A 24,198-nucleotide genomic window follows, 5' to 3' on the forward strand; every position below is an offset into this window, starting at 1 on the left:
TGCAATGGAAACTACTCTGACTTCAAAAAATCAATCTTCATACCAACTCGATCGCCAAGCAGCCTGTGCCTCAATTATCGCCAGTTCTTGTTGAATTGCTTGATATTGACTACCAAGTTTTTTCACTTTGCTCATCAGGTTACGGATTTGACCCCGTTTGGCATTTAAAAGATGGTCGGTAAATTCTACTTCTGCTAAACGTAAACGTAACAGGCTGATTTGCAGCGATTTTTTACCTGACTTAGATTTTTTACTTTTGTCACTTTCAATTGTCAAATTCATCACATGAGGAATTTGAGGCGGCTGGGAATTATTTCTCATGCCTTTTGCCACATCTGCCTGCATTGCCACATCAATCACTTTATTTGGCAGGCGATCGGGAATAATTTTCGACTCTTGAAGAAGCTGATTAACTTTCTTAGAAGTTTCATCTAGAGTTTTTTTAATTTCCCGTTCAATCTGCTGATGCCATAAGATTAGATGTTCAGGGTTCTCAAAGTCTATCTGTTTCTTGAATACTCCTTGGGTCAAATTTTCTAGCTCTAGCTCATCATCTAAGTTAACATCGATAGAATTAGGATCGATCGCAATCAATTCAATATCTTCTAGGTTTTCGATATTTTCAAGATTGGCTATTTCGGCTCTAATTAATTCCAAGTCGTTCTCAGCTAAAGTATTTTCCGCTTCTCCTTCTCGCCGTTTTGGCTTAGGTAATTTTTTAATTAACTCCGCCATCAAATTCAGTTCCGAGGGTTTTGACTCTAGTTCTTTTTGAGCGATAATTTCAGTCAGTTTTGGCTTGAGATCGAGACTAAGCTGCCTTAGTTTTTGCTGTAAATCTTGCTTGGCACTCAAAGACAAATCAATAAATGATTGGGGATAAAGTTGAGTACAAATTTGATAGCAAGCTAAAATTAGCTGCTGCTTGAGGGAATGACTTAAAAGGTCTAGATAGCTGCCATGTAGCTCCTCAAGTTCAGTCGCGATTTCGGCTACTTGTGATGTTAAATTTTCGAGGTTTTGCTTTACTTGCTGAATCGATTTTGTCATCCTATGTTTTAAATATATTCACGGACAGATGATTAAGAATGAAAGCAACCTTGTAATGCTTAGCTAGTTTATCCTAAAGGACGACGCGCAGCTAGTCCTAAAGGATAAACTTCGCAAATGCTTTAGCATACACTTCGTTATCTTAATTCTATCTTTTGAAAAAAGCAAAAGTCGTAGAACAATTATTAAACCAGATGGGTATCTTAATTTAATATAGTCTACGACTTGTAAGATGGTAATTTGTTGCCAAGAATTTATTTTGCTCTATTTCTGTCCTGTTTGAGCAGCCACTTCCTCAGCAAAGTTAGATTCTACTTTTTCAATCCCTTCTCCCATGACAAAGCGGACGAAACGACGCACCTGAATATTTTCTCCCAACTGAGATATACTCTGTTTGACTAATTCTTCGACAGTAATGCTTTGGTCACGAATATAGGGTTGAGGTAACAAAGCAATTTCGTTTAAACGCTTGTCGATTCTACCAGTAACAATTTTTTCTTTAATATTATCTGGTTTACCGTCTAGGTCATCTCGACCCATTTCAATCTCTTTTTCCTTCGCGACAGTATCTTCAGGAATATCATCAACCCTGACAAATTCTACGTTAGGACAAGCAGCAATTTGCATGGCAATATTTTTGACTAGTTCTTGGAATTCTTCGCGACGTGCGACAAAATCTGTTTCGCAGTTCACTTCTACCAATACGCCGATTCTTCCGCCAGTATGAATGTAGCTTTCTACCAATCCTTCGGCAGCAACACGACCTTGTTTTTTATCAGCAGAAATAGTTCCTTTCTGACGCAACCATTCGATCGCTTTAGTCATGTCGCCTTCATTCTCGGTCAAGGCTTTTTTACAATCCATCATCCCCGCGCCAGTTTTTTCGCGAAGTTCTTTGACTACTTTTGCCGATATAGTTGCCATATTTTTCTGTTTTAATTTAGTTTTAGTGACGACAAAATAATTTTAAATTATGTTGGCAGAAGCTCGAATCATTGATTAGCTAAGATCTATTTCTCTCCTTCTTGGAGTACGTAAATTAACTAGCAGCTAGTTTTTATTCGCTGCTAAAAATAAAACAGGTAACTTCAGCCTACAAATCTAACTTTAGATGATTCAGGACTTACACAATTAAAAGCATAGATTAATGTGTAAGCCCTGTAAATGTCGAAACTAGTCTCGACTCCCTAGCAATTTAGTTAGTGAAGTAAAGTCTATTCTTCGCTATCAGCGTCTACTTCCTCTTCAAATTCTTCTACTTCATCTTCTGCGCCAGGATAGTCATCTAGATCGACTCCTTCTTCTAGCTCATCATAATCATCCTGATTATCTGGCTGACCATGACGACCTTCGTATATAGCGTCTGCTAATTTGCCAACAATTAGCTTAATTGAGCGAATAGCATCATCATTAGCAGGAATTGCCACATCTGCTACTAGAGGATCGCAGTTGGTATCTAAGAGGGAAACCACGGGAATACCTAGTTTTTGACATTCAGCGATCGCATTATGTTCGCGCTTTTGGTCAATAATTACTACAATATCAGGCACTTTTCGCATCATTTTGATGCCACCTAAATATTTTTGTAACTTGCCCATTTCACGACGCAATACAGACGCTTCTTTCTTCGGTCTTCTGTCTAAAGCACCAGTTTCTTCCAGATTTTCGATTTCTTTGAGTCTTTCTACTCTAGTTTTAATGGTTTCCCAGTTGGTTAACATTCCACCCAACCATCTTTGGTTGACGTAGTAAGCACCACAACGAGACGCTTCTTGAGCAATAATACCTGCTGCTTGGCGTTTTGTACCCACAAATAAAACCCGCTTACCTCGCTCTGAAGATGAGCGCATATAGTCGTAAGCTTCTTCCATTAACTGCGCTGTTTGCACCAAGTCAATGATATGTACACCGTTGCGGGCAGTATAGATGTACTGAGACATCCGAGGATTCCAACGACGGGTCTGATGACCGAAGTGAACCCCCGATTCTAAAAGTTCTGCGAGAGAAACTACTGGCATATTATTTTTTACTCCTTCGGGTTAATCCTCCATTCAGGGACATTTTTAATCAAGATTTAATCAAGCTAAAAACACCCGAAAACCTGAATGTGTGAATTGTTTATTTTGCGTATACTAGTCTAGCACTATAAGCTCTTGATAGACCTACAGGCTTCAAAAAAACTTATAGCTGCGGACGCTACCACGTCCCAGTCGTCTTACGACGATCTGCGCTAAGCGCTGCGCTTGTAGCTTACAGCTTTTTGGTAGAATTTAAGCAGATTGTTACATCACAGTATAGTTAATGGCATCATTACCTCAATATCGACCCAAAAAGTTGTCTCTAGGCCCTTTAGAAGCGGAAATACTGGAGATAATCTGGGATTTAAAAGTAGCGACAGTTAAAAACGTCCATGAGCGAATTCTACAAGATCCTGAACGCGAACTTGCCTATACTTCAGTAACTACAGTGATACAGCGATTAACCAGTAAAGGCTGGCTTAAGTGCAGCAAGAAAGGAAAAGCTTTTTCTTGGCAGCCTTTGATCTCACGGGAACAAGCCCAGGTATTACGCTCTTTTGAGCAGCTTAATGGTTTTTTAGCGGTTAGCAATCCAGATGTGGTGGCAGCTTTTGCCGATAGCCTGGATACTGCTAGTTTGCAACAAATAGAAGCGATCGCATCTCGCCTTAATAATATTCGTCGTCAAAGAGAGGAGCAAAGCTAATGCATTTGCTAACAATTTTAACCGTCGTCATTCTGGCGGTAATCATCCGTTATCAATCAACTCCTTCCCTGGGAGAATGGTCACAACGTTGGTATAGAACCTTATTTCTGTTTTGTTTTCCTGGCTTACTGCTGCTAACTACGGCAATTACCGTGCTGTACATGGGTTGTCATGGGGCGATGTTGGGAGTGGAAGCTGGTTCTGTGGGCTGTTTTATTTCAGGTGGTTTAATCCTATTTGCCACTGGTTCTTTGCTTAAACTAGCTGTTCAAGGCGATCGCTCGATTTGCCAAGTTCGGAAGTATCCCCAACAAGTCGTAGAAAATACCACAGCGAGAATTTTAGAGTTTGATTTACCCTACAGCGCTCAGATTGGTTTCTGGAAATCAGAATTAGTGATTAGCAGGGGTTTATTGACAACTTTGGATCGCGAACACCTAGCAGCAGTAATTGCTCATGAACAGGCTCATGTAGAATATCGCGATACTTTTTGGTTTTTCTGGTTAGGTTGGATTCGCTCTTTTAGCTTTTGGCTACCTAATACAGAAATTTTATGGCATGAATTGCTATTGCTCAGAGAGCTAAGAGCAGACCGAAAAGCAGCCGAATCAGTCGATTTTCTGTTGCTAGCGGAATCTTTATTAGCAGTAGCGAAAGCTCCTCTAGAAGCTCCTGTCTGGTGTGCTGGCTTAAATGATGCTCAAATTGGCGATCGCCTTCAAGAAAGAATTGACTCTCTGTTAAACCAAACTGAATCTGTTCCTGATAATCGTTGGCAGAATTGGAGTTGGTTATGTTTGCTAATTATGCCTTTATTGACTATTCCGCTGCATTATTAATTACATTTCATGATTATTTAAGGGCGAATGACTATTTGCCCCGACGAGTAATTTTGAGTGATCGCGATCGCTCTAACTGAAAAACCCTAGTTGAAAGATAATGTTCCGTCTCCCGATACGACTTGACCAATTTGGAAGGCGGTAATGTTTTTTACTTTCAACCAGTCTAAAACAGACTGAGTTTGAGCTGGCGGAACTATAACCACAAAGCCAATGCCCATATTAAAAGTATTAAACATCGCTTCTGATTCAATCTGACCTGCTTGGGCTAACCAATTAAAAATAGGCGGAATTATCCAGCTATCCTGCTTTACTTCAATCGACTGTCCTTGATTTAGACAACGAGGTAAATTTTCTGGTAAACCACCACCAGTAATATGCGCCATGCTGTGAACTTCAATCTCCGTCTTGAGCAATTCTAAGATCGGTTGGACATAAATTTGCGTGGGCGTAATTAACTCTGCACCCAGACTATTACCGTTAAACATTTCAGGAGTATCTGAATAAGAATAGCCTCCTGTTTCAATAATCTTCCGTACTAGGCTAAAACCATTACTATGAAGCCCTGCACTGGCTATACCAATCGCCACATCGCCAATTTGCACCCGTGAGCCATCCAGTAGCTTGCTTTTCTCCACTACGCCGACACAAAAGCCTGCTAGGTCATATTCCCCTAACTGATAAAACCCAGGCATTTCTGCCGTTTCTCCCCCCAAAAGAGCGCAACCGCTAAGACGACACCCTTGGGCAATTCCTTTGACTACTTCCGCTAGCTGTTGTGAGTTGAGTTTGCCTGTGGCTAAATAATCCAAAAAAAATAAAGGCTCTGCGCCAGAGGTCAAAATATCATTGACGCACATTGCCACCAGGTCAATACCTACAGTATCGTGGCGATTAGTTTCTTGGGCAATTTTCAGCTTAGTCCCCACTCCATCTGTCCCTGAAACCAAGACGGGTTGTTGATAGCCTGATGGCATCTGAAAATAACCACCAAAACCACCTAAGCCACCCAAAACCTCTGGTCGATTGGTGCTTTCAACATCTTGACGAATTTGACTAACGAAAGAGCGTCCTGCTTCGACATCAACACCAGCGTCTTTATAGTCCATAAATCTAATTGCCCAACCAAAAATAACTACTCTTGCCGTCTAGAAATATTAGACCAGAAATGTTGTTGCTTGAGCAAATGATAATTTAATTAGCGATCGCGAACCGTGAGCTTTGCCCAATCGCCTTGACTTGCCAATTAACCATACTAACAAGAATTTAGCAGTAAATCGAGACTTAATTGATTAATAAATATACCAATATAGCTTTCTAGTTCTTTTTCCGATTTTTACCTTTTTTATATTTAGAATAACCATGATTTCTAATTTGAATCAGCCAAAATTTTGCAACTACTTTAAGTGGTTGTGGTTTTTTAGCTTAAATTAGTCAATCTTAATCTGAATGCAAATATTAAAAAACCATATAAATTTGCTTCAAGAAAAATACCACTATATATAACTTTCAATTTCTACAGGTAATGTTTAACAAATCAAAATATGGCAAGCTAGTTGCAATTACAGCATTCTTGTCTGTCGCTAATGTATTATTAAACAGCTCGATTGTCACGGCACAAGTGAATAACAGAAAAAAAAGATTGCCAATAAAAATATCTACTTTGAATACTGTTAAAAAACAAGCAATCAGCCAAAATCTATTTTTTCCTAAAAGTTCCAATCATCAGAATACAAAAAAAGCTAGAGAACAAGATCACTCTAAAATATCTAAAAATAGGCAAATAATCTTATCAGAAGACCAACTTTTAATCGCTAATTCTGTTAACGGGAATGCATCTTGGTATGGCCCTGGGTTTGATGGTCGTTTAACTGCTAATGGTGAAACATTCGATCAGCAAGAGATGACCGCTGCTCATCCTGATTTAAAATTTGGGACAAAAGTTAAAGTTACAAATTTACAAAATGGTCGCTCAGTAGTAGTCAGAATTAACGATCGCGGGCCTTTTATTCGCGATCGCATCATCGATTTATCTGCTGCTGCTGCTCGTGCTTTAAACATGATGAGTTCGGGAGTCGCACCAGTAAGACTTACTATTTTAGGACAATAATAAAAATCAGAAGTCAGAAGAGAAAGACAGGGCTATTTCGTTCTAACTGTAGTGAACCAAGAAATAAATTTCTTGGCTTAAAATCAAAGTCCGTTTAAACGGACTTAATCTACTTAGACAGAGAATTTATTCTCTGGATATATGAGAATGAAATAGCCCTGAGAGAAAGATAGTTTTAAACTATCTAATTTGATCTTGATAGAGTCGAAAATTGCCAAATAGCTGATAATAGGTAATTGCTCACTGCTTACTGAATAATCATGGTGCTTTTGTTACGGACGATTTCTGAACTGCGCTCCCATTTAAAGGCTTATCGCCAGGCAAATCAAGGCACAATCGGTTTAGTGCCGACAATGGGAGCATTGCACCAGGGACACTTAAGTCTAATTAAAAAGGCGATCGCCGAAAATAGTTTAGTAGTAGTGAGCATCTTTGTAAATCCCTTGCAGTTTGCACCTACAGAAGATTTGGCTAGCTATCCCCGACAGTGGGAATTAGACTTAAAACTCTGTGAATCAATGGGAGTAGATCTAGTTTTTGCTCCCTCCCCTGAAGAGATGAATAGTAGGGGAGATACTAGTGCTTTAAATAATACGACTACAGTAGTTCCACCTCAAAGCATGACTCAGGTGCTATGTGGTAAATATCGTCCCGATCACTTTACGGGAGTTGCCACGATTGTTACTCAGTTATTTAATCTGATCCAGCCAGATCGGGCTTATTTTGGGCAAAAAGACGCACAACAGCTAGCAATTATCCAGCGTCTAGCCCAAGACTTAAATATCCCTGTGGTAATTGTTCCCTGTCCAATTATTCGCAAACCATCGGGACTGGCATTAAGCTCACGCAATCAATATTTAACTGAGTTAGAGAAAGAACAGGCTGCTAAAATCTATCACAGTTTACACCAGGCAAAACTAGCCTTTACTCAAGGAGAAATTAACGCCACAGCTTTAACTAATTTAGTCAGACAAGAATTAGCAGCCACAGAAGAAGTTAAAATTCAATACGTTGAGCTAGTCGATCCTCTCAGTCTGCAATCAATTGAACAGATTAAGCAGACTGGATTACTGGCGATCGCTGTTTATCTTGGTTCTACTCGTTTAATTGATAATATCGTGTTGCAAAAACGTCAGCCTATTATTGCTATTGATGGCCCCGCAGGCGCTGGAAAATCTACCGTTACTCGTTCTTTAGCCCATCAGTTAGGATTACTGTATCTGGATACAGGAGCAATGTATCGTGCGGTCACTTGGTTAGTCATGGAGTCGGGAATTGCCCTTGATGACCATCAGGCGATCGCTAATTTACTCCAAGATCTAGACTTAAAATTAACTTCTCCCAGTAGCATGGATTTACCCACCATCGTTCATATCAACGGACAAGAAGTAACTACGGCTATTCGTACTTTAGAAGTTACGGCAAATGTATCGGCGATCGCTGCTCAAGCTGCGGTGAGAGAAAAGTTAGTGCAAATGCAGCAGCAATGGGGAGAAAAAGGAGGCTTAATTGCCGAAGGACGAGATATTGGTACGAATGTCTTTCCTGATGCCGAATTAAAAATATTTTTGACCGCAACACCCGCAGAAAGAGCTAGAAGACGTTTACCAGATTTACAAGCTCAAGGTATCAATGATATTGATCTTAAACAGTTAGAGCAAGATATTCAACGCAGAGATGAACAAGATAGCAATCGGGCGATCGCACCTTTGAAAAAAGCCGATGATGCGATCGAGCTAATCAGCGATAATCTCAGCATTGATGAGGTAATTAAAACAATTATGGATTTATATCGACAAATTTAGTTAATAATCATCTGATTAACGGTAATAAACTAAATTCTTGACGTATTTCTAAAAGAGAGCGATTGAGCAAAAATTCATAATCGAGAAAAGGGTAATATTTTCTTGTACCACGAGTCTTAAACCAGATAACGATAACTTCTGGTAGTAATCGCGGTAATACGAACAAAATTGAACTATACAGCCATAATCCATGCTGTTTAATTAGGTCATCATACATAATGTCGATTGCTGGTCTAATTTTGGGGTCTTTGCGAGTGTTTAGATAATCGCTGAATTTAAAATCACTCGTCCAAAAGCTCAATGGTAATAACTTAATTTCGTCATACATATTGGTGTCGCAACCCAAAACAATATGAGTAATATCATGTGCCAACAAAATTTGAGCAAATTCTGGAGGCAGTTTTCTAGGATCGGTAATATTAGAATTGATCGCGTAATACTCTTCTAATCCTTGCTGTAAAGTCTGGGTGCTATGTTTATTGAGGTACTTAGGCAGGGAACGTTTAATCATAATTCCATTGTTACGATACGATACTGTTTCGTAATTTTATAATAACACCTATGAATAAGACTAATCAGAAAACGCCAGGTAGACCTCGTAGTACCAAGTCTCATCAAGCCATATTAAAGGCTGCTTTAGAATTGCTAGGAGAAGTTGGTTTTGAAAACATGAGTATTGAGGCAATTTCGGCTCGTGCAGGAGTCGGGAAAACTACTATTTATCGGCGTTATAACAGCAAAGAGGAGTTAGTAGCTGACGCAATTGAAAGCATTAGACAAGATGTGGTGATTCCTGATACGGGAAATCTCGATCATGACCTTGATGAGTTGATTGAAAATGCTGCACAAATTACTCTTAGCGCTTTAGGCAGGCAAACAGTAGCCATGATTATCAGTAGTGCTGCTAGCAATTCTCAATTCGCTCAAATTTATTGGACAAAATATCTACAGCCACGACGAGAAGCATTTGCTAGTGTGATTGAACGAGCAAAAATGAGAAATGAAATCCAGGTTGATGTTGATTCTGGTCTGATATTTGACTCTATGAGTGGAATTATGCTTTATGCCCTGATTTTTCCGCCTGAAACCGAATCTTGGACACAATATGTTCGCAAAGCATTACACCTGTTGTTTTAAAAAGCAGGTAAACATATCTTATGAATACTTTTAAGTTGACTCAATCTTGCAGCAAAAAGTAAAACTGCTTGAATATCATCTAATTCTAAAAGTCATCAGTAATATTTAAAGTGCGATCGCTTTATAATAATAGGTTCTAATCAGAAAAACCCTCTAAAATATGCCTCAAGAACTTACCCCTTCTCAAAGGCTGACTCAAATCGAAAAACTGCTAGAATCAGCAATCAAACTGAGTCATAGCAACACAGCTAAGATTGAAGCTAATGCAGAAGCAATTCAAGCTAATACAGAAGCGATCGCTAGCCAAGATCTCAAAATAGATCGCCTTACCCAACAAATGGATCGAGCTACAGAAATATTTATTGACTCAATGGGTGTAATGCGAGAAATGCAGAGTGAAATTAGAGGTTTGCAAGTTGAAAATCGCCGTATTTTGGATCGTATTTATGGCGAAGAAAATCAAGAATAAAAACTATTGTTTTAAGAAATAGTCTTAACTATACAGCGATCGCACTATTTTTAGAAGGATTTACAATAGCTAAGAGCTTTTCTTAAAATTACGCAATCTCAAAGCATTAGTGACTACCGAAACCGAACTGAATGCCATTGCCCCACCAGCAATAATCGGATTGAGTAGCCAGCCAAAGAAAGGAAATAAAATCCCTGCTGCAATGGGGATACCGAGAATATTGTAGATAAAGGCAAAGAAAAGATTCTGACGGATATTATTAATAGTTGCTTTACTTAGTTCAATTGCGGTGACAATGCCTTGTAACTCTCCTGAAATAAGGGTAATATCGCTAGCTGCGATCGCTATATCCGTTCCTGTACCAATAGCAATACCCACATCGGCTTGAGCTAGGGCAGGGGCATCATTAATGCCGTCTCCCACCATTGCCACAATTTTTCCTTCCTGTTGTAGTTCCCCGATCTTGGCTGCTTTTTGCTCGGGGCGCACTTGCGCTTCTACTCTAACTATACCTACCTGACGGGCGATCGCTTCGGCAGTTTTTTGGTTATCTCCTGTCAGCATCACTACTTCTAGATTGAGCTTACGCAATGCTTTAACTGCTGCGACAGATGAAGGTTTAACGGCATCGGCAATACCGATGATTCCTTCAAGTTCACCATCCACGGCAATTAAAACTACAGTTTTGGCTGCTGCTTCCCAGGTGTCTTTTTGCTGTTGTAAACTAGCGGTTTTGATGCCCAACTCCGACATCCAGCGTTGAGTACCGATTTGGACTAAATGATCGCAAACTATACCTTGAACTCCGCTACCTGCGATCGCGTTAAAATCTTTCGCCTCTGATAAATCGACACCCTGTAACTGGGCATATCTAACAACTGCATCGGCAAGGGGATGTTCAGAATTGCGTTCGACTGCTGCCACCAAACGTAATAACTTTAGTTCTGCGTCATGGCTGAATCTTCTAACTGTTTGGTAATTAGTAACCGTAGGTTTACCTTGAGTAATTGTCCCTGTTTTATCAAGAACTATTGTTTGCAGTTTATGAGCCAATTCTAAGCTGGCTGCACTTTTAATTAAAATGCCGTTTTCCGCACCTTTCCCCGTACCTACCATTACAGATGTAGGTGTTGCCAAACCCAATGCACAGGGGCAGGCGATAATTAATACTCCTACCGTTGTAATTAATGCCACAGAGACATTACCCATGATGGTAAACCAGAGGATGAAAGTAGCAATGGCGATCGCAATCACCACAGGTACAAACCAAGCTGTAACGCGATCGGCAAGTCTTTGTATAGGTGCTTTTGAGCCTTGAGCATCCTGTACCAACTGCACGATCTGCGCCAAGACTGTATCTGTGCCGACTCTAGTAGCTTTAAATTTAAAACTGCCTGTCTTATTAATGGTTGCGCCAATCACCCGATCCCCTGGCTCTTTTTTAACAGGAATACTTTCCCCCGTGATCATTGCTTCGTCGATTGTGGAATTACCACTAATAATTTCTCCATCAACAGGAATCTTTTCCCCAGGGCGTACTAAGATGGTGTCGTCAATCTGTACTTCATTAATCGGTAGATCAATTTCTCGCCCATTACGAATAACTCTGGCATCTTGAGCCTGTAAACCCATCAGTTGCCGAATTGCTGCTGAGGTTTGTCCTTTAGCGCGATTTTCAAACCATTGCCCTAAAAGAATTAAAGTAATAACAACCGCTGCGGTTTCGTAGTAAACCTCTGGCATCAAGCCTTGGCTAAGAAAGAAGTTAGGAAAAACGGTAGCAAATAGAGAATAAAAATAGGCTGCACTTGTACCTAACGCAATCAAAGTATTCATAGTCGCAGCATGACGCTTAAAAGCTTTCCACGCACCGATATAAAACCGATAACCACACCAAAATTGTACAGGGGTAGTTAAGATTAGCTGTAGCCATGGGTTATGCAACCATGTGGGAATGAAAGGTAAGTTTAAACCCATCATCATTGGTAACGAACCAACGATCAGCAGCAGGCTAATTATGCCACCGACAATTATTTTGAGCTTTAAATCCCGTGATTCTAATCTACGGGCAGCTTTTTCTGGATCATCCTCTCCCGTAACCATTGCTTGTTTTTGCAGAGAATAAGCAGAATATCCTGCCTCTTGGATGGCAGCTTGGATATCTTCAATACTAGTTTGGCGAGGATTATATTGGATGCTAGCTTGTTCTGCACCAAAGTTGACGTTACACGACTCTACCCCAGGTACGCGGCTAATCGCCTGTTCAATACTGCTGGCACAGGAAGCACAACTCATCCCTCTGAGTTTGAGATTTATTTTTTCTGTATTTGTCGTCGTACTCATGATTAATAGCTGGGGCGAATGAGCATCCACCCTGACAGAGAGTTTTATATTTTTGCATGACTACTTAAGCAGGAGTATAGCCAGCAGCAGCGATCGCTTTTCGCACGGATGATTCTGAAACAGTACTTTCTACCATTACCTGTTTAGTTTGAGGATCGGCTTGTACTTCGGCAGTCGGATCGATTGATTGAACTGCTTTAGTGATGGTTTCAGCGCAAGCACCGCAAGCCATATCAGGAACGTTCAGTTCTATTGTCATAATGATTACCTGATTTATTTGGTTATAAATTGAGTTTAAACTCTCTAGTCGACTATAGAGTCAAGCCCCTAGTAGGTAGTAGATTTTAGATTTTAGTTAAAAAACGTCCGAACATTGTCTATGTCTAGTATTGCCGTAACTTAAAAGCGATCGCTTTAAGGCAAAATTTTATTAATATTTATAATTAGCTTCTCAACGACGAAAATAATTACAAAGTAGGGTGGGCATTGCCCACCCTACGGATTTTGATTGTTTTAACCCAACAAGTTAAATATTTTAAATCACTCTTAAAAGATGGATTTCAACAATTGTGATTATTTATTTAAACTGATTTTCAATTGTTTACGTCATGGCAGCACTGCAAATTTACGCCATGTTTTGCGGACAATACCCTAATCTGTTGACAATCTGATCGCGGAAGATTTCAATTTCTTTAGCCTCTGGTTTGCCGTGAACTACTACAACCACTTGATAGCGGTTCATAACCGTAGTAGGAGATTCTCCAGCTTCTAATCTATCTAAGGCTTGAATTACTTTCGATGATGGTTGAGCAGAAAGTCCCATTTCGTTTAAAAAAGCCTGAAGATTCTCAGCTAATCCTGCAGGGATAAAATTTTTCAAACATACTTTAACTATCCAGCGGTCAATTTGGTTGATAACTGCCACAGAATCTAAGTATGGTTGATATTGGTTGCGTAAATGTTTGATAACTCTCAGGGTAAAACTGGCGTTAGAAAAGGAGTAGGTATATTCTTTGTTTATTTTCATTGTGTTTAATTGAGATACTTCTAACTAAACGGGTCTTACAAGCTAGCGAACCTAAGTTGCTATGTAGCCCCGATCAAAAGCAAAATCTAACTAGTTGATATTTGAGCAATCTCGATCGCCAAAGAATTATAGGCAAGATACTAAATCCTCGATCCTGTATTTTTAGGCAAAATAAATTGCGTCTTGAGAAACTTTTACTTCAGAACGCATCTTGATACAGTCACTACAACAAACAATATCCCCCTGCCACACTGCTCACAAAAAATTAATTGCCCTAACACTTTGAGATCACCATTTGAGTTATTGAATTAAAGTTATCTGACCGTATTGATTAATAGAATATAAAATAACAATTTGAGGAACTTGTGAAGAACGAGTAATTTTAAAGTCCGAGGTTAATCGTGAGTTTAAGTTATGTATCAAAAGGCGATCGCGCTAACCATAACCAGAAAGTCAGAAGCCGAACGGCTATTGGTAATTTGAGGTGGGAAAATAATCAATGATCACAGCATAATCATATTTAGCAGATATGATCCTTAAGTTTGTTGACCAACGGTCAGGCAAGCCCTGTCGTTTTATATCCGAAGGTGTATGCTAAAGCATTTGCGGAGCTTATCCTTTAGGACTAGCTTCGCGTCGTCCTTTAGGACGGCAGGGAACCTGACCTCTAATGATATGAGCATCAAGCATATTTTATTAATTGACGATCGCGATCGCATCAAAACCTGATAGATACAGCAAATACGATAGTGATACTTCTCTGATTATGGCTAATAGTAATACTTCTAGACTAATTATTCAAATGCAGCAGCCAGATTTTTATCCTCATGCTGTAGTTGAAGATCTTAAATTAGTTCAGACTCATGCTTCTTATGTTTTTTTAACTGGAAACTATGTTTATAAAGTTAAAAAAAATGTAAATTATGGTTTTCTTGATTATTCCAGTTTAACTAAAAGAAAGTTTTTTCTAGATGAAGAATTAAGACTAAATAGAAAAATTGCTCCAGAACTTTATTTAGAAGTTCTTCCCATTAGCCAGCATGATTCTAAATTTATTTTGGCTAATTCAGCTAATATTGTTGAATATGCTCTTAAAATGTACGCCTTTCCGCAAGAAAATTTATTTAGTAATCTTTTAGAAACAGATCGACTTAGCAGCGGTCGCTTAATTGAATTAGGAAAAGTTGTCGCAAAATTTCATCAGAATGCTGATACTAATGAATATATTAGTAAGTTTGGAACTGCTGCCAACATTCGAGTAGCTTTTGATGAAAACTATCAACAATCTCAAAAATATGTGGGAAAAGTTCAAACTAGGGAGCAGTTAGAAGCTACTAAAGTTTATACTGACTATTTTTTTACAGAGCGAGAATCTTTACTGAAGGAGAGAGTTAAGCAAGGAAAAATTAAAGAATGTCATGGAGATTTGCATCTTAATAATATCTGTCTCTGGCACAAGCAAATTCAATTATTCGATCGCCTTGAATTTAACGAATCCTTTCGCTTCGTTGATACGATGTACGATGTAGCATTCATCGTTATGGATTTAGAAGCGAGAAAAAAGCCAGATTTAGCTAATATTTTTCTGAATAGCTATTTAGAATATACTGGTGACTGGACAGGCTTACTAGTCTTACCTTTATATCTAAGTAGACAAGCCTATGTCAGGGCGAAGGTAAATTCATTTCTGCTGGACGATCCTCAAGTTAGTGAGGACAAAAAACAACAAGCCAAAAAAACTGCTAGGGAGTACTATCAATTAGCCTATCAGTATACTCAAACTAAATCAGGTAGTTTGCTCCTGATGTCTGGTTTATCAGGTTCGGGTAAGAGTACTGTCGCCAGAACTATTGCGCGGAATAAAGGCGCAATTCAGATTCGTTCTGATGCTGTACGTAAACATCTAGCAGGAATACCTGTAGATCGAGTAGATCGATCGGCAAGCGATCGCTTATATACAGCAGCTATGACCCAAAAAACCTACGATCGCCTTTTAGAACTAGGCTTAATTTTAGTCAAAGAAGGATACACAGTAATTCTCGATGCCAAATACGATCGCCTTAGTCTGCGCCAAGCTGTAATCACCCAAGCCAAACAAAATATACTACTGAAGATAATTTATTGTACTGCTCCAGAATCAGTATTACGCGATCGCCTTAGTCTGCGCCAAAATGATATATCTGATGCTACAGCCGATTTAATCGCCACTCAGCAGGCAAAAGCCGAAGATTTCAGCAGCCAAGAACGAGATTATGTCATCACCATCGATACGTCTCAAGCAAACTGGTCAGAAAAATTGAGCAACATTTATAGCCGTACAAAGTTAGATTAGGACATTAATAGTAATCGGCTCGAAGGTAGTAGGTAGTAGGTAGTAGGTAGTAGGTAGTAGGCAGGGCTATTTCATTCTCATCTATCCAGAGAATAAATTCTCTGTTTAAGTACATTAAGTCCGTTTAAACGGACTTTAATGTTAAGCCAAGAAATTTATTTCTTGGTTCACTTAGAACGAAATAGCCCTGGGTAGTAGGTAATATATTTTAGTTAAAAAACGTCCTAACATTGTCTAGTATTGCTATAAAACATTTAAACATCTTGAAATTAGTTAAGCAGGCTCTAATATTAGATTAAAGCCTGCTTATTGATAAGTCGGTCAATTCAAAGTGATAACAAACTACAAACTGAAAATTAGCGACTAGGACGACTACGACGAGCCGAAAAATGACGGTAGTATAGCTTTTCCATTTCCACCCAAACAAACACCAACATACTAAAGCCCAAACAAATTAATATATCTGTCAAACTAAGAACGGTAGTCCCAAAGAAGTTGCGTAAAGGAGCAACGTAAATTAGTAACATTTGTAAAATAGTAGTTAAGGCGATCGCACCTAATAAATAGGGATTGGAAAAAAAGTTTAATTCTACGATCAGCCGACTATCTGAGCGAACAGCTAAGGCATGACCCATTTGTGCTAAACAAAGGGTAGTAAACACCATTGTTTTCCAGTGATCGGGATCTGCTCCAGTAGCTCGATCGTAATTGAAAGACCATGCCATTAAAGCGATAGTTACGAGGGCGAAGATAATCCCGATTCGTACCATATATGCTCCCAAACCACGAGCAAAAATACTCTCCTGGTGATCGTAGGCTGGACGATTCATGACATTGGATTCGGCTGGTTCTAAAGCCAAAGCCAAAGCAGGTAAACCATCGGTGACTAGGTTCATCCAGAGGATTTGCAGGGGAGAGAGGGGAACAGTTAAACCCAGTAGAGGTGCTGCGGCGATCGTTAATACCTCGCCGATATTACTACCTAAAATATATTTAATAAAGCGACGAATATTGTCATAGACTACTCTGCCTTCCTTAATCGCTGCCACGATGGTGGCAAAGTTATCATCTAGCAAAACCATGTCGCTGGCTTCTTTACTCACGTCAGTACCCGTGATACCCATTGCAATCCCAATATTGGACTGTTTCAAAGCTGGAGCATCGTTGACTCCATCCCCTGTCATTGCCACAAATTCATTCTGTTTTTGCAGTGCTTGAACAATCCGCAGTTTATGTTCGGGAGCAACGCGAGCATATACATTAACTTGTTTAACAGATTCCTCTAATTCTTCAGCGGACATCCTGGCGATTTCTTGCCCTGAAACCACTGGCTCACCTACATTAGCAATATCTAGCTTACTAGCGATCGCCATAGCAGTTAAAGGATGATCGCCTGTAATCATAATCGGTCTAATACCTGATTGACGACAGTTTTGCACAGCTTGTTTTACTTCCTCTCGCGGTGCATCTAACATTCCGACCAAACCTAACCAAGTAAGTCCCTGCTCATTTTCTTCTTCTGTATTTGCTGCGGGAATTTCACTCAAGAATTTATAGGCAAAACCTAAAACTCTTAAGCCTGTGCTAGCTAAATGAGCATTAGATTCGATAATCTGCTGTTTTTTTGGCTTGGTAATTGGTTCAGAATTATCTTTAATTTGCTCCTGATTAGGCTTCGTCCAAGCGATGCGATTGCATCTGTCTAAAATCAACTCAGGCGAGCCTTTGGTAAACATGACATAGGGAAATTCGCCAGGTTCTGGATTTGCCACCACAACCGACATGCGTTTGCGTTCGGCAGAAAAAGCAAACTCGTTTAAACGAGGCATTTGCTTCTCTAATTCTGCTTTGAAAATTCCTGCTTTACCCGCTAAAACTAACAGTGCGCCTTCGGTTGGATCTCCCAGAATTGTCCACTCTACAGTTTTTTTCGTCTGGTCTTGTGAATATTGCAGCAAAGCATCGTTACACAGTACGCAAGCTTGCAACAACTTTTCGACTTCTGGCTCTTTTTCTACCTGGTGATGATCTGGCGCTTGAAATTCTCCTGATGGTTGATAGCCTATTCCCGTAACTCCAAAGTTAAAAGAGTTTGTTTGTACCTCCTGCACAATCATCTTATTTTGGGTCAGAGTACCTGTTTTATCAGAACAAATCGTCGTCACTGAACCCAGAGTTTCCACCGCAGGTAATTTACGAATTAATGCCTGACGACGAATCATTTTTTGGGTACCAATAGCGAGAGTTACGGTTACTACAGCAGGCAATCCTTCTGGAACAACTGCTACAGCCATACTTAAAGAAGTTTCCAAGATCTCTTCAAAAATCCGCCATCCTGATGTTAGTAAACCGCCAACAGTGATCAAGAAGACTAAAGCTAAAGAACCACTAACCAGGACATTTCCTAGTTGGGTCATGCGTTTTTGCAGAGGAGTTTCTTCCGCTTCTACCCCTTGCAACATCGTGGCAATTTTACCAATTTCGGTGTCCATCCCCGTTTTGGTAACGATCGCTTTACCTCGACCTTGAAACACTTGTGTACCTTTGAAGATCAGGTTTAATTGATCCCCTAAAGGAGCATCTTCTGGGAAAATAGGATCGGCATTTTTATTAACAGCCGTAGCCTCGCCTGTGAGGGTAGACTCGTTAATCTGTAAGTTTTGCGTCTCAAGCAAATGACCATCCGCAGCTATTTGTACTCCTGCTTCTAAAAATACGATATCTCCTGGAACCAACTCTTTAGCATCGACTTCTTGAGTTATACCGTCGCGGGTCACCTTCACCGAAGAAGAAGAGAGACGTTTGAGAGCAGCTAAAGCTTGTTCGGCTCTACTTTCTTGAACATAGCCTAAGATGCCATTTAAAATGACAATCGTGAAAATTGCGATGGAATCTTTGGGAAAAGCACCCTTGCGCAGATCGAGGACTGCCGAAATTATGGCGATCGCAATCAGCATTACCAACATAATATTGGTAAACTGCTCGTACAAAATAGTTAACTTTCCTCGTCCATCTGTCTGTTTGAGTTCGTTCTCACCAAAATATGTTTGTCTTTGAATAACTTCGTTACTGTTCAAACCAGCAATCGGGTCGCTTTCGAGTAATTCAATTGCTTGTTGAGAGCTAAGAGTATGCCAATCTTTTGTACTTGTAGATGTACTCAAGACACTTGAAGTAGTTTTAGAATTCATCGCTTAGGGCAGTTTTAATCGCTTGAGAAAGCAAAGTATTTAGGTAAGACTTATTACGAAGACTCATCTTAACATTCTAGTCAAATGTTTTTTGATGTAAAGAAGGTAGTGTTAAGTTACGCGATCGCGATTAATAATTTTTATCCCAGCCCCAGCATGTTTAATTAAGATTTAAAAAGTGTAGTAGCATCAATTAAAAAGCCAGTAGAACATTTTTTTGTCTCTACTAGCTTGTCTTGGGAAGATTAATTTTTACTGTTTAACTATCAAGAATATTTCTGGGAGTCATCGCCAGGTTCTCCACTAAATGGCTGCACTCCAGTTTTTGGATAGTCATCGTCTGTAGGTTTAAAAAGTCTTGAAACTCCATCCCAAAGATATTGAACTGTGCTTTGCATCCATGTAAAAATCTTCATATCTTTTACCTTTTTAATTTATTATTTAGCTCGGATGTCTTGGTTGAACTGCCAACTTGTCAAATGGGATAGTCTTTAAATTTTTTCTGCTCGTGGAACATTACGGTTAAGCTATCCATCGTGAAATTGAGCAAGAATTTAGTTCTTTGGTTTAAGAGTATTGATAAAATTTGAAGATTTTGTGAGGATGACCAAAGATTTACTTTATTTACCTATTGATTACCACCATAAATCTCTGGAGTATTGGTGTTGTTATAATTTGCAGGCTGTGCAAAATTATTTGGCTTAGAGGATGTCTGAGAACTCAATTCGGTTATGCTTAGACCCTAGCAGATCCCCCCTAGCCCGCTTTAACAAGGGGGGAATCGGAATCAAAGTCCCCCTTAACAAGGGGAGCCACTGCGGTCTTGGGGTCTCCCCAAGTAGAGCAAGTGGCATGGATTTAGGGGGATCTACCCACTGGAAACGGAGCAATTAGACTTTTCAGATATCCTCTTAAGCAATCCAGGTTCAACTTAATCCTAATTTTGTATATATTCATCAGTTGCTTAAAACATAAGTTGCACATAAAACATGTCCTTCAAAAATTCAGTATTGAAATATACAAAAGACGGGAAGCTAAAAGCTATATAAGTGACAGATCAGCGAATATTATGTTGTTTTCCAGACAAATGACTTTATTTTGGCTAAAAAATATGCTCAAAAAAAAATCGATTTACATAGTGATTATTGCAAATGCTATTTTGTTTGCTTTAGTCATGCCTCCTGCTTTAGCACAAGAATCTACTAACCCAATTGATTTAGGCGATACAGCTTGGATGCTTATGGCTACGGGGTTAGTTTTACTAATGACTCCAGGATTAGCGTTTTTTTATGGTGGCTTAGTTCGTTCTCGCAATGTTCTCAACACTATGATGATGAGCTTTGTTTCCATGGCGCTAATCGGCGTCACTTGGTGTTTATTTGGCTATAGTCTCGCTTTTGATGTCACTATTACTGATGCTCAGCCTTTTGGTCAAGGAATACAAGCTTTTATTGGTGGAATTGATTGGTTCTTTCTTAATGGAGTGACGGCTACAGAACCCGATCCCATTGGCTATGCGCCGACTATTCCTCATCAACTGTTTATGGCGTACCAGTTGACTTTTGCCATCATCACTCCCGCCTTAATTTCTGGAGCGATCGTCGAAAGAATTAGCTTTAAAGCCTATTTTTGGTTTTTATTACTTTGGTCAACTTTTCTTTACTCACCACTGGCTCATTGGGTATGGGGAAAAGGCTGGATTGGTGCCATGGGAGCGCTTGATTTTGCAGGAGGGACAGTAGTTCATATTAGTTCTGGAGTGTCTGCTGTTGTTGCTGCCTATATGATTGGGCCTCGTCGTAGTTTTACCACACAGCCTTATGCGCCACATAATGTTCCCTATGTCTTATTGGGAATAGGGTTGCTTTGGTTTGGTTGGTTTGGCTTTAATGGTGGCAGTGCCTTGGGTTCAGGTTCTTTAGCAACCACTGCTTTGGTAAACACTTTCATCTCAGCTTCTGCCGCTGGTTTAACTTGGTTAATCGTTGAATGGATACTGCAAAAGAAAGCAACTGCAATTGGTATTGCTAGTGGCTTTTTGGCTGGATTAGTCGGCATTACTCCAGCAGCAGGCTTTGTTCTGCCAATTGGAGCAATATTAATCGGTTCAATTACCTCAGTTTGTTGCTTTTTCGCAGTTAGTCTCAGAATTAAATTAAAATTCGATGACTCTTTAGATACGTTTCCGATTCACGGATTCGGTGGCACAGTGGGAGCAATCTTAACTGGTGTCTTTGCTACTAAGCAGGTAAATGCAGCGGGTAACGATGGTTTGCTGTTTGGCAATCCAGGGTTAGTCTGGATTCAGTTTCAATCAGTTGTTGCTACCTATGTCTTTGCTGCTGTTGGCACTTTTGTGATTTTGAAACTCTTGTCGTTGATTATGCCTTTGAGGGTAAAACAAGATATAGAGCAGCAGGGATTAGATGTACCTGAACATGGAGAAGATGCTTACGGACAAGAATTTGAATACAATTCTGGTATGCCTACTGATTCAAAAACTATTGCTTCTTAAGTTTCCGATCGATAATGTCAAAATTGGCAACAAATATTTTTCAAGAATATTTTTAAAATTTAGACTCAAGATAACCCTAGTCGTTTTTAATCAAAGTATTAGAGATCTTGGCGATGCTTGAGTCAATTTTTTAGTTCGATATTTTAAATTAGTTTTTCCTTGATGATCGATGCTTGAGATGAGAGCGATCGCTCAACTTTTTCAGTTTTGGCCCTTGTGCGCAAAATTCGACTATACTCAGAGCAGCAACAGGCATGTCTATGCGATCGCGATACCGTCCTACATCTATGCCTAGCAGAGAACACAACATGATCCTAATAGTGGCTTTGTGAGAAACAATTAGCACATTACCAGATTGATAAGTCTTCTCAATTTCTTCAATGACTTCAGAACTACGCCGAGCAATATCAATCGCTCTTTCGCCATCAGGGGGAGAATTCCAACCAGGTTCGGATTGCCAACGCACATATTTGTCGTGATCTTGCTGGTTAACTTGGGCGGGGGTTTTACCTTCCCATTGACCAAAGTTTATTTCTTTTAAGCCATCCCTTAGCTGCATTTTTAGCCCTATTCGATCGCACAAAGGTTGAGCTGTAGCTATAGTACGAATCATCGGACTAGAAAAAATCGCTGTCCAGTGCAGATTAGAATAAGTAACAGCGAAGTCTTTTGCCATAATTACTCCTGTTGCGGTCAACTCTATATCGGTAGTTCCACAGAAGTCATCTGTCTTACTAGCAACGGTTTCACCATGTCTTAAAAAAAATAGATTGAGAGTCATTAATGATAGTTTTGATAGTTTTCCTCACAGGTTGACAACCCTTTGTTTTGGGTTTTCCTCTTTATCTTACTTCGATCACAAGTATTATTTATTTGTGATTAAGTAATAAAGCCAATCTGTCTTTAGTTGGATTGTAATTTATATCAATAGCTGGATTAAAGTTAGTCAATAATTTAGTTCAATGTAAATTACACTTTAACAAAATAACTAAAGATAATCATGAGTAATCAAGAACATGAAAGAGTATATCGCGAAAGTAATAGCGAAGAAGGATTTCGCACTGCTAATAAAGGCGATATCGTTGATGATTCCAAATCTTTAGAAGAGAAAAAAGAGCAAGTTGCAGTAGATAGCTGGGACATTGCTGGTCACGTAAAAGTTCCTACTTACTTTACTGTAGAAGAAGATGGGGAAGAAAAAGCATTACACCATGTTAAAGATGCAGACGAAATTTCTGATGTTATTCGCCAAGCTAGAGTTGATGAAGATGGCGATCGCAAATGGTAATTAACGCTTAATGCTAGTTTAATTAGCTACCAAGAGCTTTAATTAAATTTTAATTGTATTAAGCTCTTAGATGTTTTCCTGTGCCAAATATGTCTTTTTGCCATAATTGCGAGCAGGAATTCATCGTCCAATTAATTTAAACTAGCTTGATTATAGTGTTGTAAGATTCTCTTTTACAAACCATATATCATTAGAGAGATGTCGAGAAAAAAGCAACGCAATAATATTGTACAGGTGAATGTTTTACGACAATTAATAAAAAACATTCATCAAATCTAAATCTTATAATTTTAAACTTAAAGCAAATCTAAACAGGAGTTTTTATGAATTTATCTAAATTAACTGCTGCTACTATTCTTGCTCTGACAATTGCTTTACCTACTGGTCAAGTATTAAGTCAGGAAAAAGAGCAAACTGTAGACACGAATCTTAACCAAGCTGGTGAAAATTTGCAGGAGGCAGGAAAAGCTCTCGGCAATAGTGTAGAAAATACAGGAGAAGCCGCTAAACAAGGTCTAGAAAATACAGGAGAAGCTGTTGAAGAAGACCTAAATAATGCTGGACAAGCGGTTGAACGCAACTATAACCAAGTTGAAGAAAATGTAAATGAGACTGCCGCTGATGCAGAAGAAAATGTCAACCAAGCTACTAATGCAATTGAGGAAGAATCTAACTGGGGTTGGCTAGGTCTTTTAGGTCTTTTAGGTCTATTTGGTTTAGCTGGGAAAAATAGAAGAACTGAAGTAGTACATCGCGATTTAGATCCTCTAGACCATAACGAAGTTAACCGTACCACTGCATTATAAATCACTGATTGTAGATTGGGTTAATAATATATAGCTCAATCTACAACTTGAGTTATATATTAAATCGTTTTAATTAGCTTACTAATAGCTTAACTATTTTTCAAGGGCGAACTTTTGTTCGCCCTTAGGTTTTTTTGGCTATTTTTTCTAGAAAACTAATAAGCATGTAAAAACAGTAGTTAGTTACTTAAAGTAATTCCTAACCACTGTGAAAATATCAAAAAATTATGTTTATTTAACGAGCTTCAGTACCTTGATTTGGGTTACCAGGAACTTTGTTGCCTCCAGGAGCTTCAGGTGTCGCGCCAGAACGCGTGTCCTGATTTGAACCTTGCCCAGTTTTGCGTAGACCAGGCTCGATGGTAGTTTGCTTTCCACCATCTCCCATAGGAGTTGTTTCTTCCTTCTCTTCTTCTTGCTTAGGTGTGTTGTCCATATTGTCCATATTGTCCATGTTTTTTAAGTTCCTTTTCTTTTTAATACTATTAGTAATTATTGATAATAATATGGTCGAGCAAACCTATCTAAAGATATAGAAAGAGGATTTACGGTCAAAATAAAA

Annotated in this window: 22 protein-coding genes; 10 read left to right on the forward strand and 12 right to left on the reverse strand. The window is 39.2% G+C overall.

The annotated features are described in order from the left end of the window. Positions 1 to 30: 30 nt before the first annotated feature. The 3 genes from KME09_11030 to rpsB form a co-directional block, all read right to left on the reverse strand. Complete coding sequence (locus tag KME09_11030; protein MBW4534457.1) at positions 31 to 1,050, reverse strand: hypothetical protein; 1,020 nt, start codon at positions 1,048 to 1,050, stop codon at positions 31 to 33. A gap of 264 nt (positions 1,051 to 1,314) precedes the next feature. After that, positions 1,315 to 1,974 (reverse strand): translation elongation factor Ts, encoded by a 660-nt coding sequence (gene tsf, locus KME09_11035; protein MBW4534458.1) that lies wholly within the window; start codon positions 1,972 to 1,974, stop codon positions 1,315 to 1,317. 290 nt (positions 1,975 to 2,264) lie between these two features. Beyond that, the gene (gene rpsB, locus KME09_11040) at positions 2,265 to 3,068 is read right to left on the reverse strand and encodes a 30S ribosomal protein S2 (protein ID MBW4534459.1); all 804 of its coding nucleotides are present in this window, start codon (positions 3,066 to 3,068) and stop codon (positions 2,265 to 2,267) included. 283 nt (positions 3,069 to 3,351) lie between these two features. Between rpsB and KME09_11045 the strand changes: the two genes are divergently transcribed. After that, a complete protein-coding gene (locus KME09_11045) occupies positions 3,352 to 3,774 on the forward strand; it encodes a BlaI/MecI/CopY family transcriptional regulator (GenBank protein MBW4534460.1) in 423 nt (140 codons plus the stop codon). After that, on the forward strand, positions 3,774 to 4,613 hold the full coding sequence (locus KME09_11050) for a M56 family metallopeptidase (protein ID MBW4534461.1): 840 nt from the start codon (positions 3,774 to 3,776) through the stop codon (positions 4,611 to 4,613). Before KME09_11045 ends, KME09_11050 begins: the two co-directional genes overlap by 1 nt. Positions 4,614 to 4,699: 86 nt before the next feature. Here KME09_11050 and purM read toward each other — a convergent pair whose 3' ends face one another. Then, positions 4,700 to 5,722 (reverse strand): phosphoribosylformylglycinamidine cyclo-ligase, encoded by a 1,023-nt coding sequence (gene purM, locus KME09_11055; protein ID MBW4534462.1) that lies wholly within the window; start codon positions 5,720 to 5,722, stop codon positions 4,700 to 4,702. A gap of 416 nt (positions 5,723 to 6,138) precedes the next feature. Here purM and KME09_11060 point away from each other — a divergent pair, with 416 nt between their 5' ends. Then, the gene (locus KME09_11060) at positions 6,139 to 6,723 is read left to right on the forward strand and encodes a septal ring lytic transglycosylase RlpA family protein (GenBank protein MBW4534463.1); all 585 of its coding nucleotides are present in this window, start codon (positions 6,139 to 6,141) and stop codon (positions 6,721 to 6,723) included. Positions 6,724 to 6,983: 260 nt separating this feature from the next. Then, positions 6,984 to 8,528 (forward strand): bifunctional pantoate--beta-alanine ligase/(d)CMP kinase, encoded by a 1,545-nt coding sequence (locus KME09_11065; protein MBW4534464.1) that lies wholly within the window; start codon positions 6,984 to 6,986, stop codon positions 8,526 to 8,528. Between the two features lie 7 nt (positions 8,529 to 8,535). Here KME09_11065 and KME09_11070 read toward each other — a convergent pair whose 3' ends face one another. Further along, positions 8,536 to 9,039, reverse strand: coding sequence for a hypothetical protein (locus KME09_11070; protein ID MBW4534465.1), 504 nt, complete (start codon positions 9,037 to 9,039; stop codon positions 8,536 to 8,538). A gap of 50 nt (positions 9,040 to 9,089) precedes the next feature. Between KME09_11070 and KME09_11075 the strand changes: the two genes are divergently transcribed. Both KME09_11075 and KME09_11080 read left to right on the forward strand, forming a co-directional pair. Beyond that, positions 9,090 to 9,665 carry a TetR/AcrR family transcriptional regulator gene (locus KME09_11075; GenBank protein ID MBW4534466.1) on the forward strand — a complete coding sequence of 192 codons (576 nt, stop codon included), beginning with the start codon at positions 9,090 to 9,092 and terminating at the stop codon, positions 9,663 to 9,665. 160 nt (positions 9,666 to 9,825) lie between these two features. Beyond that, positions 9,826 to 10,134, forward strand: a complete 309-nt coding sequence (locus tag KME09_11080) for a hypothetical protein (protein ID MBW4534467.1) — start codon at positions 9,826 to 9,828, stop codon at positions 10,132 to 10,134. A gap of 69 nt (positions 10,135 to 10,203) precedes the next feature. On the opposite strand, the gene KME09_11085 is transcribed toward KME09_11080, so the two are convergent. The 3 genes from KME09_11085 to KME09_11095 form a co-directional block, all read right to left on the reverse strand. Continuing rightward, complete coding sequence (locus KME09_11085; GenBank protein MBW4534468.1) at positions 10,204 to 12,477, reverse strand: heavy metal translocating P-type ATPase; 2,274 nt, start codon at positions 12,475 to 12,477, stop codon at positions 10,204 to 10,206. A gap of 64 nt (positions 12,478 to 12,541) precedes the next feature. After that, positions 12,542 to 12,736 (reverse strand): heavy-metal-associated domain-containing protein, encoded by a 195-nt coding sequence (locus tag KME09_11090; GenBank protein MBW4534469.1) that lies wholly within the window; start codon positions 12,734 to 12,736, stop codon positions 12,542 to 12,544. 366 nt (positions 12,737 to 13,102) lie between these two features. Further along, positions 13,103 to 13,504, reverse strand: coding sequence for a hypothetical protein (locus tag KME09_11095; protein MBW4534470.1), 402 nt, complete (start codon positions 13,502 to 13,504; stop codon positions 13,103 to 13,105). Positions 13,505 to 14,270: 766 nt separating this feature from the next. Here KME09_11095 and KME09_11100 point away from each other — a divergent pair. Further along, entirely contained in the window at positions 14,271 to 15,836 is a 1,566-nt protein-coding gene (locus KME09_11100) for an AAA family ATPase (GenBank protein ID MBW4534471.1), read from the forward strand. 356 nt (positions 15,837 to 16,192) lie between these two features. Here KME09_11100 and KME09_11105 read toward each other — a convergent pair whose 3' ends face one another. Beyond that, positions 16,193 to 19,027 (reverse strand): cation-translocating P-type ATPase, encoded by a 2,835-nt coding sequence (locus KME09_11105; protein ID MBW4534472.1) that lies wholly within the window; start codon positions 19,025 to 19,027, stop codon positions 16,193 to 16,195. Positions 19,028 to 19,293: 266 nt separating this feature from the next. Next, positions 19,294 to 19,443 (reverse strand): isochorismate synthase, encoded by a 150-nt coding sequence (locus KME09_11110; GenBank protein MBW4534473.1) that lies wholly within the window; start codon positions 19,441 to 19,443, stop codon positions 19,294 to 19,296. 794 nt (positions 19,444 to 20,237) lie between these two features. Between KME09_11110 and KME09_11115 the strand changes: the two genes are divergently transcribed. Next, positions 20,238 to 21,542: an ammonium transporter gene (locus KME09_11115; GenBank protein MBW4534474.1), complete on the forward strand. Its 1,305-nt coding sequence runs from the start codon at positions 20,238 to 20,240 to the stop codon at positions 21,540 to 21,542. Positions 21,543 to 21,690: 148 nt separating this feature from the next. Here the strand turns inward: KME09_11115 and KME09_11120 are convergent, their stop codons facing one another. Then, on the reverse strand, positions 21,691 to 22,323 hold the full coding sequence (locus tag KME09_11120) for a histidine phosphatase family protein (GenBank protein ID MBW4534475.1): 633 nt from the start codon (positions 22,321 to 22,323) through the stop codon (positions 21,691 to 21,693). A gap of 219 nt (positions 22,324 to 22,542) precedes the next feature. On the opposite strand from KME09_11120, the gene KME09_11125 reads away from it, so the two are divergent. Together KME09_11125 and KME09_11130 are read left to right on the forward strand one after the other, a co-directional pair. Then, positions 22,543 to 22,830 carry a hypothetical protein gene (locus KME09_11125; protein MBW4534476.1) on the forward strand — a complete coding sequence of 96 codons (288 nt, stop codon included), beginning with the start codon at positions 22,543 to 22,545 and terminating at the stop codon, positions 22,828 to 22,830. A gap of 323 nt (positions 22,831 to 23,153) precedes the next feature. After that, positions 23,154 to 23,636: a WGxxGxxG-CTERM domain-containing protein gene (locus tag KME09_11130; protein ID MBW4534477.1), complete on the forward strand. Its 483-nt coding sequence runs from the start codon at positions 23,154 to 23,156 to the stop codon at positions 23,634 to 23,636. A 235-nt stretch (positions 23,637 to 23,871) separates the two neighbouring features. Here KME09_11130 and KME09_11135 read toward each other — a convergent pair whose 3' ends face one another. Next, positions 23,872 to 24,072 carry a hypothetical protein gene (locus KME09_11135; GenBank protein ID MBW4534478.1) on the reverse strand — a complete coding sequence of 67 codons (201 nt, stop codon included), beginning with the start codon at positions 24,070 to 24,072 and terminating at the stop codon, positions 23,872 to 23,874. Positions 24,073 to 24,198 lie beyond the last annotated feature (126 nt).

The sequence above is a fragment of the Pleurocapsa minor HA4230-MV1 genome (assembly GCA_019359095.1).
Lineage (GTDB): Bacteria > Cyanobacteriota > Cyanobacteriia > Cyanobacteriales > Xenococcaceae > Waterburya > Waterburya minor.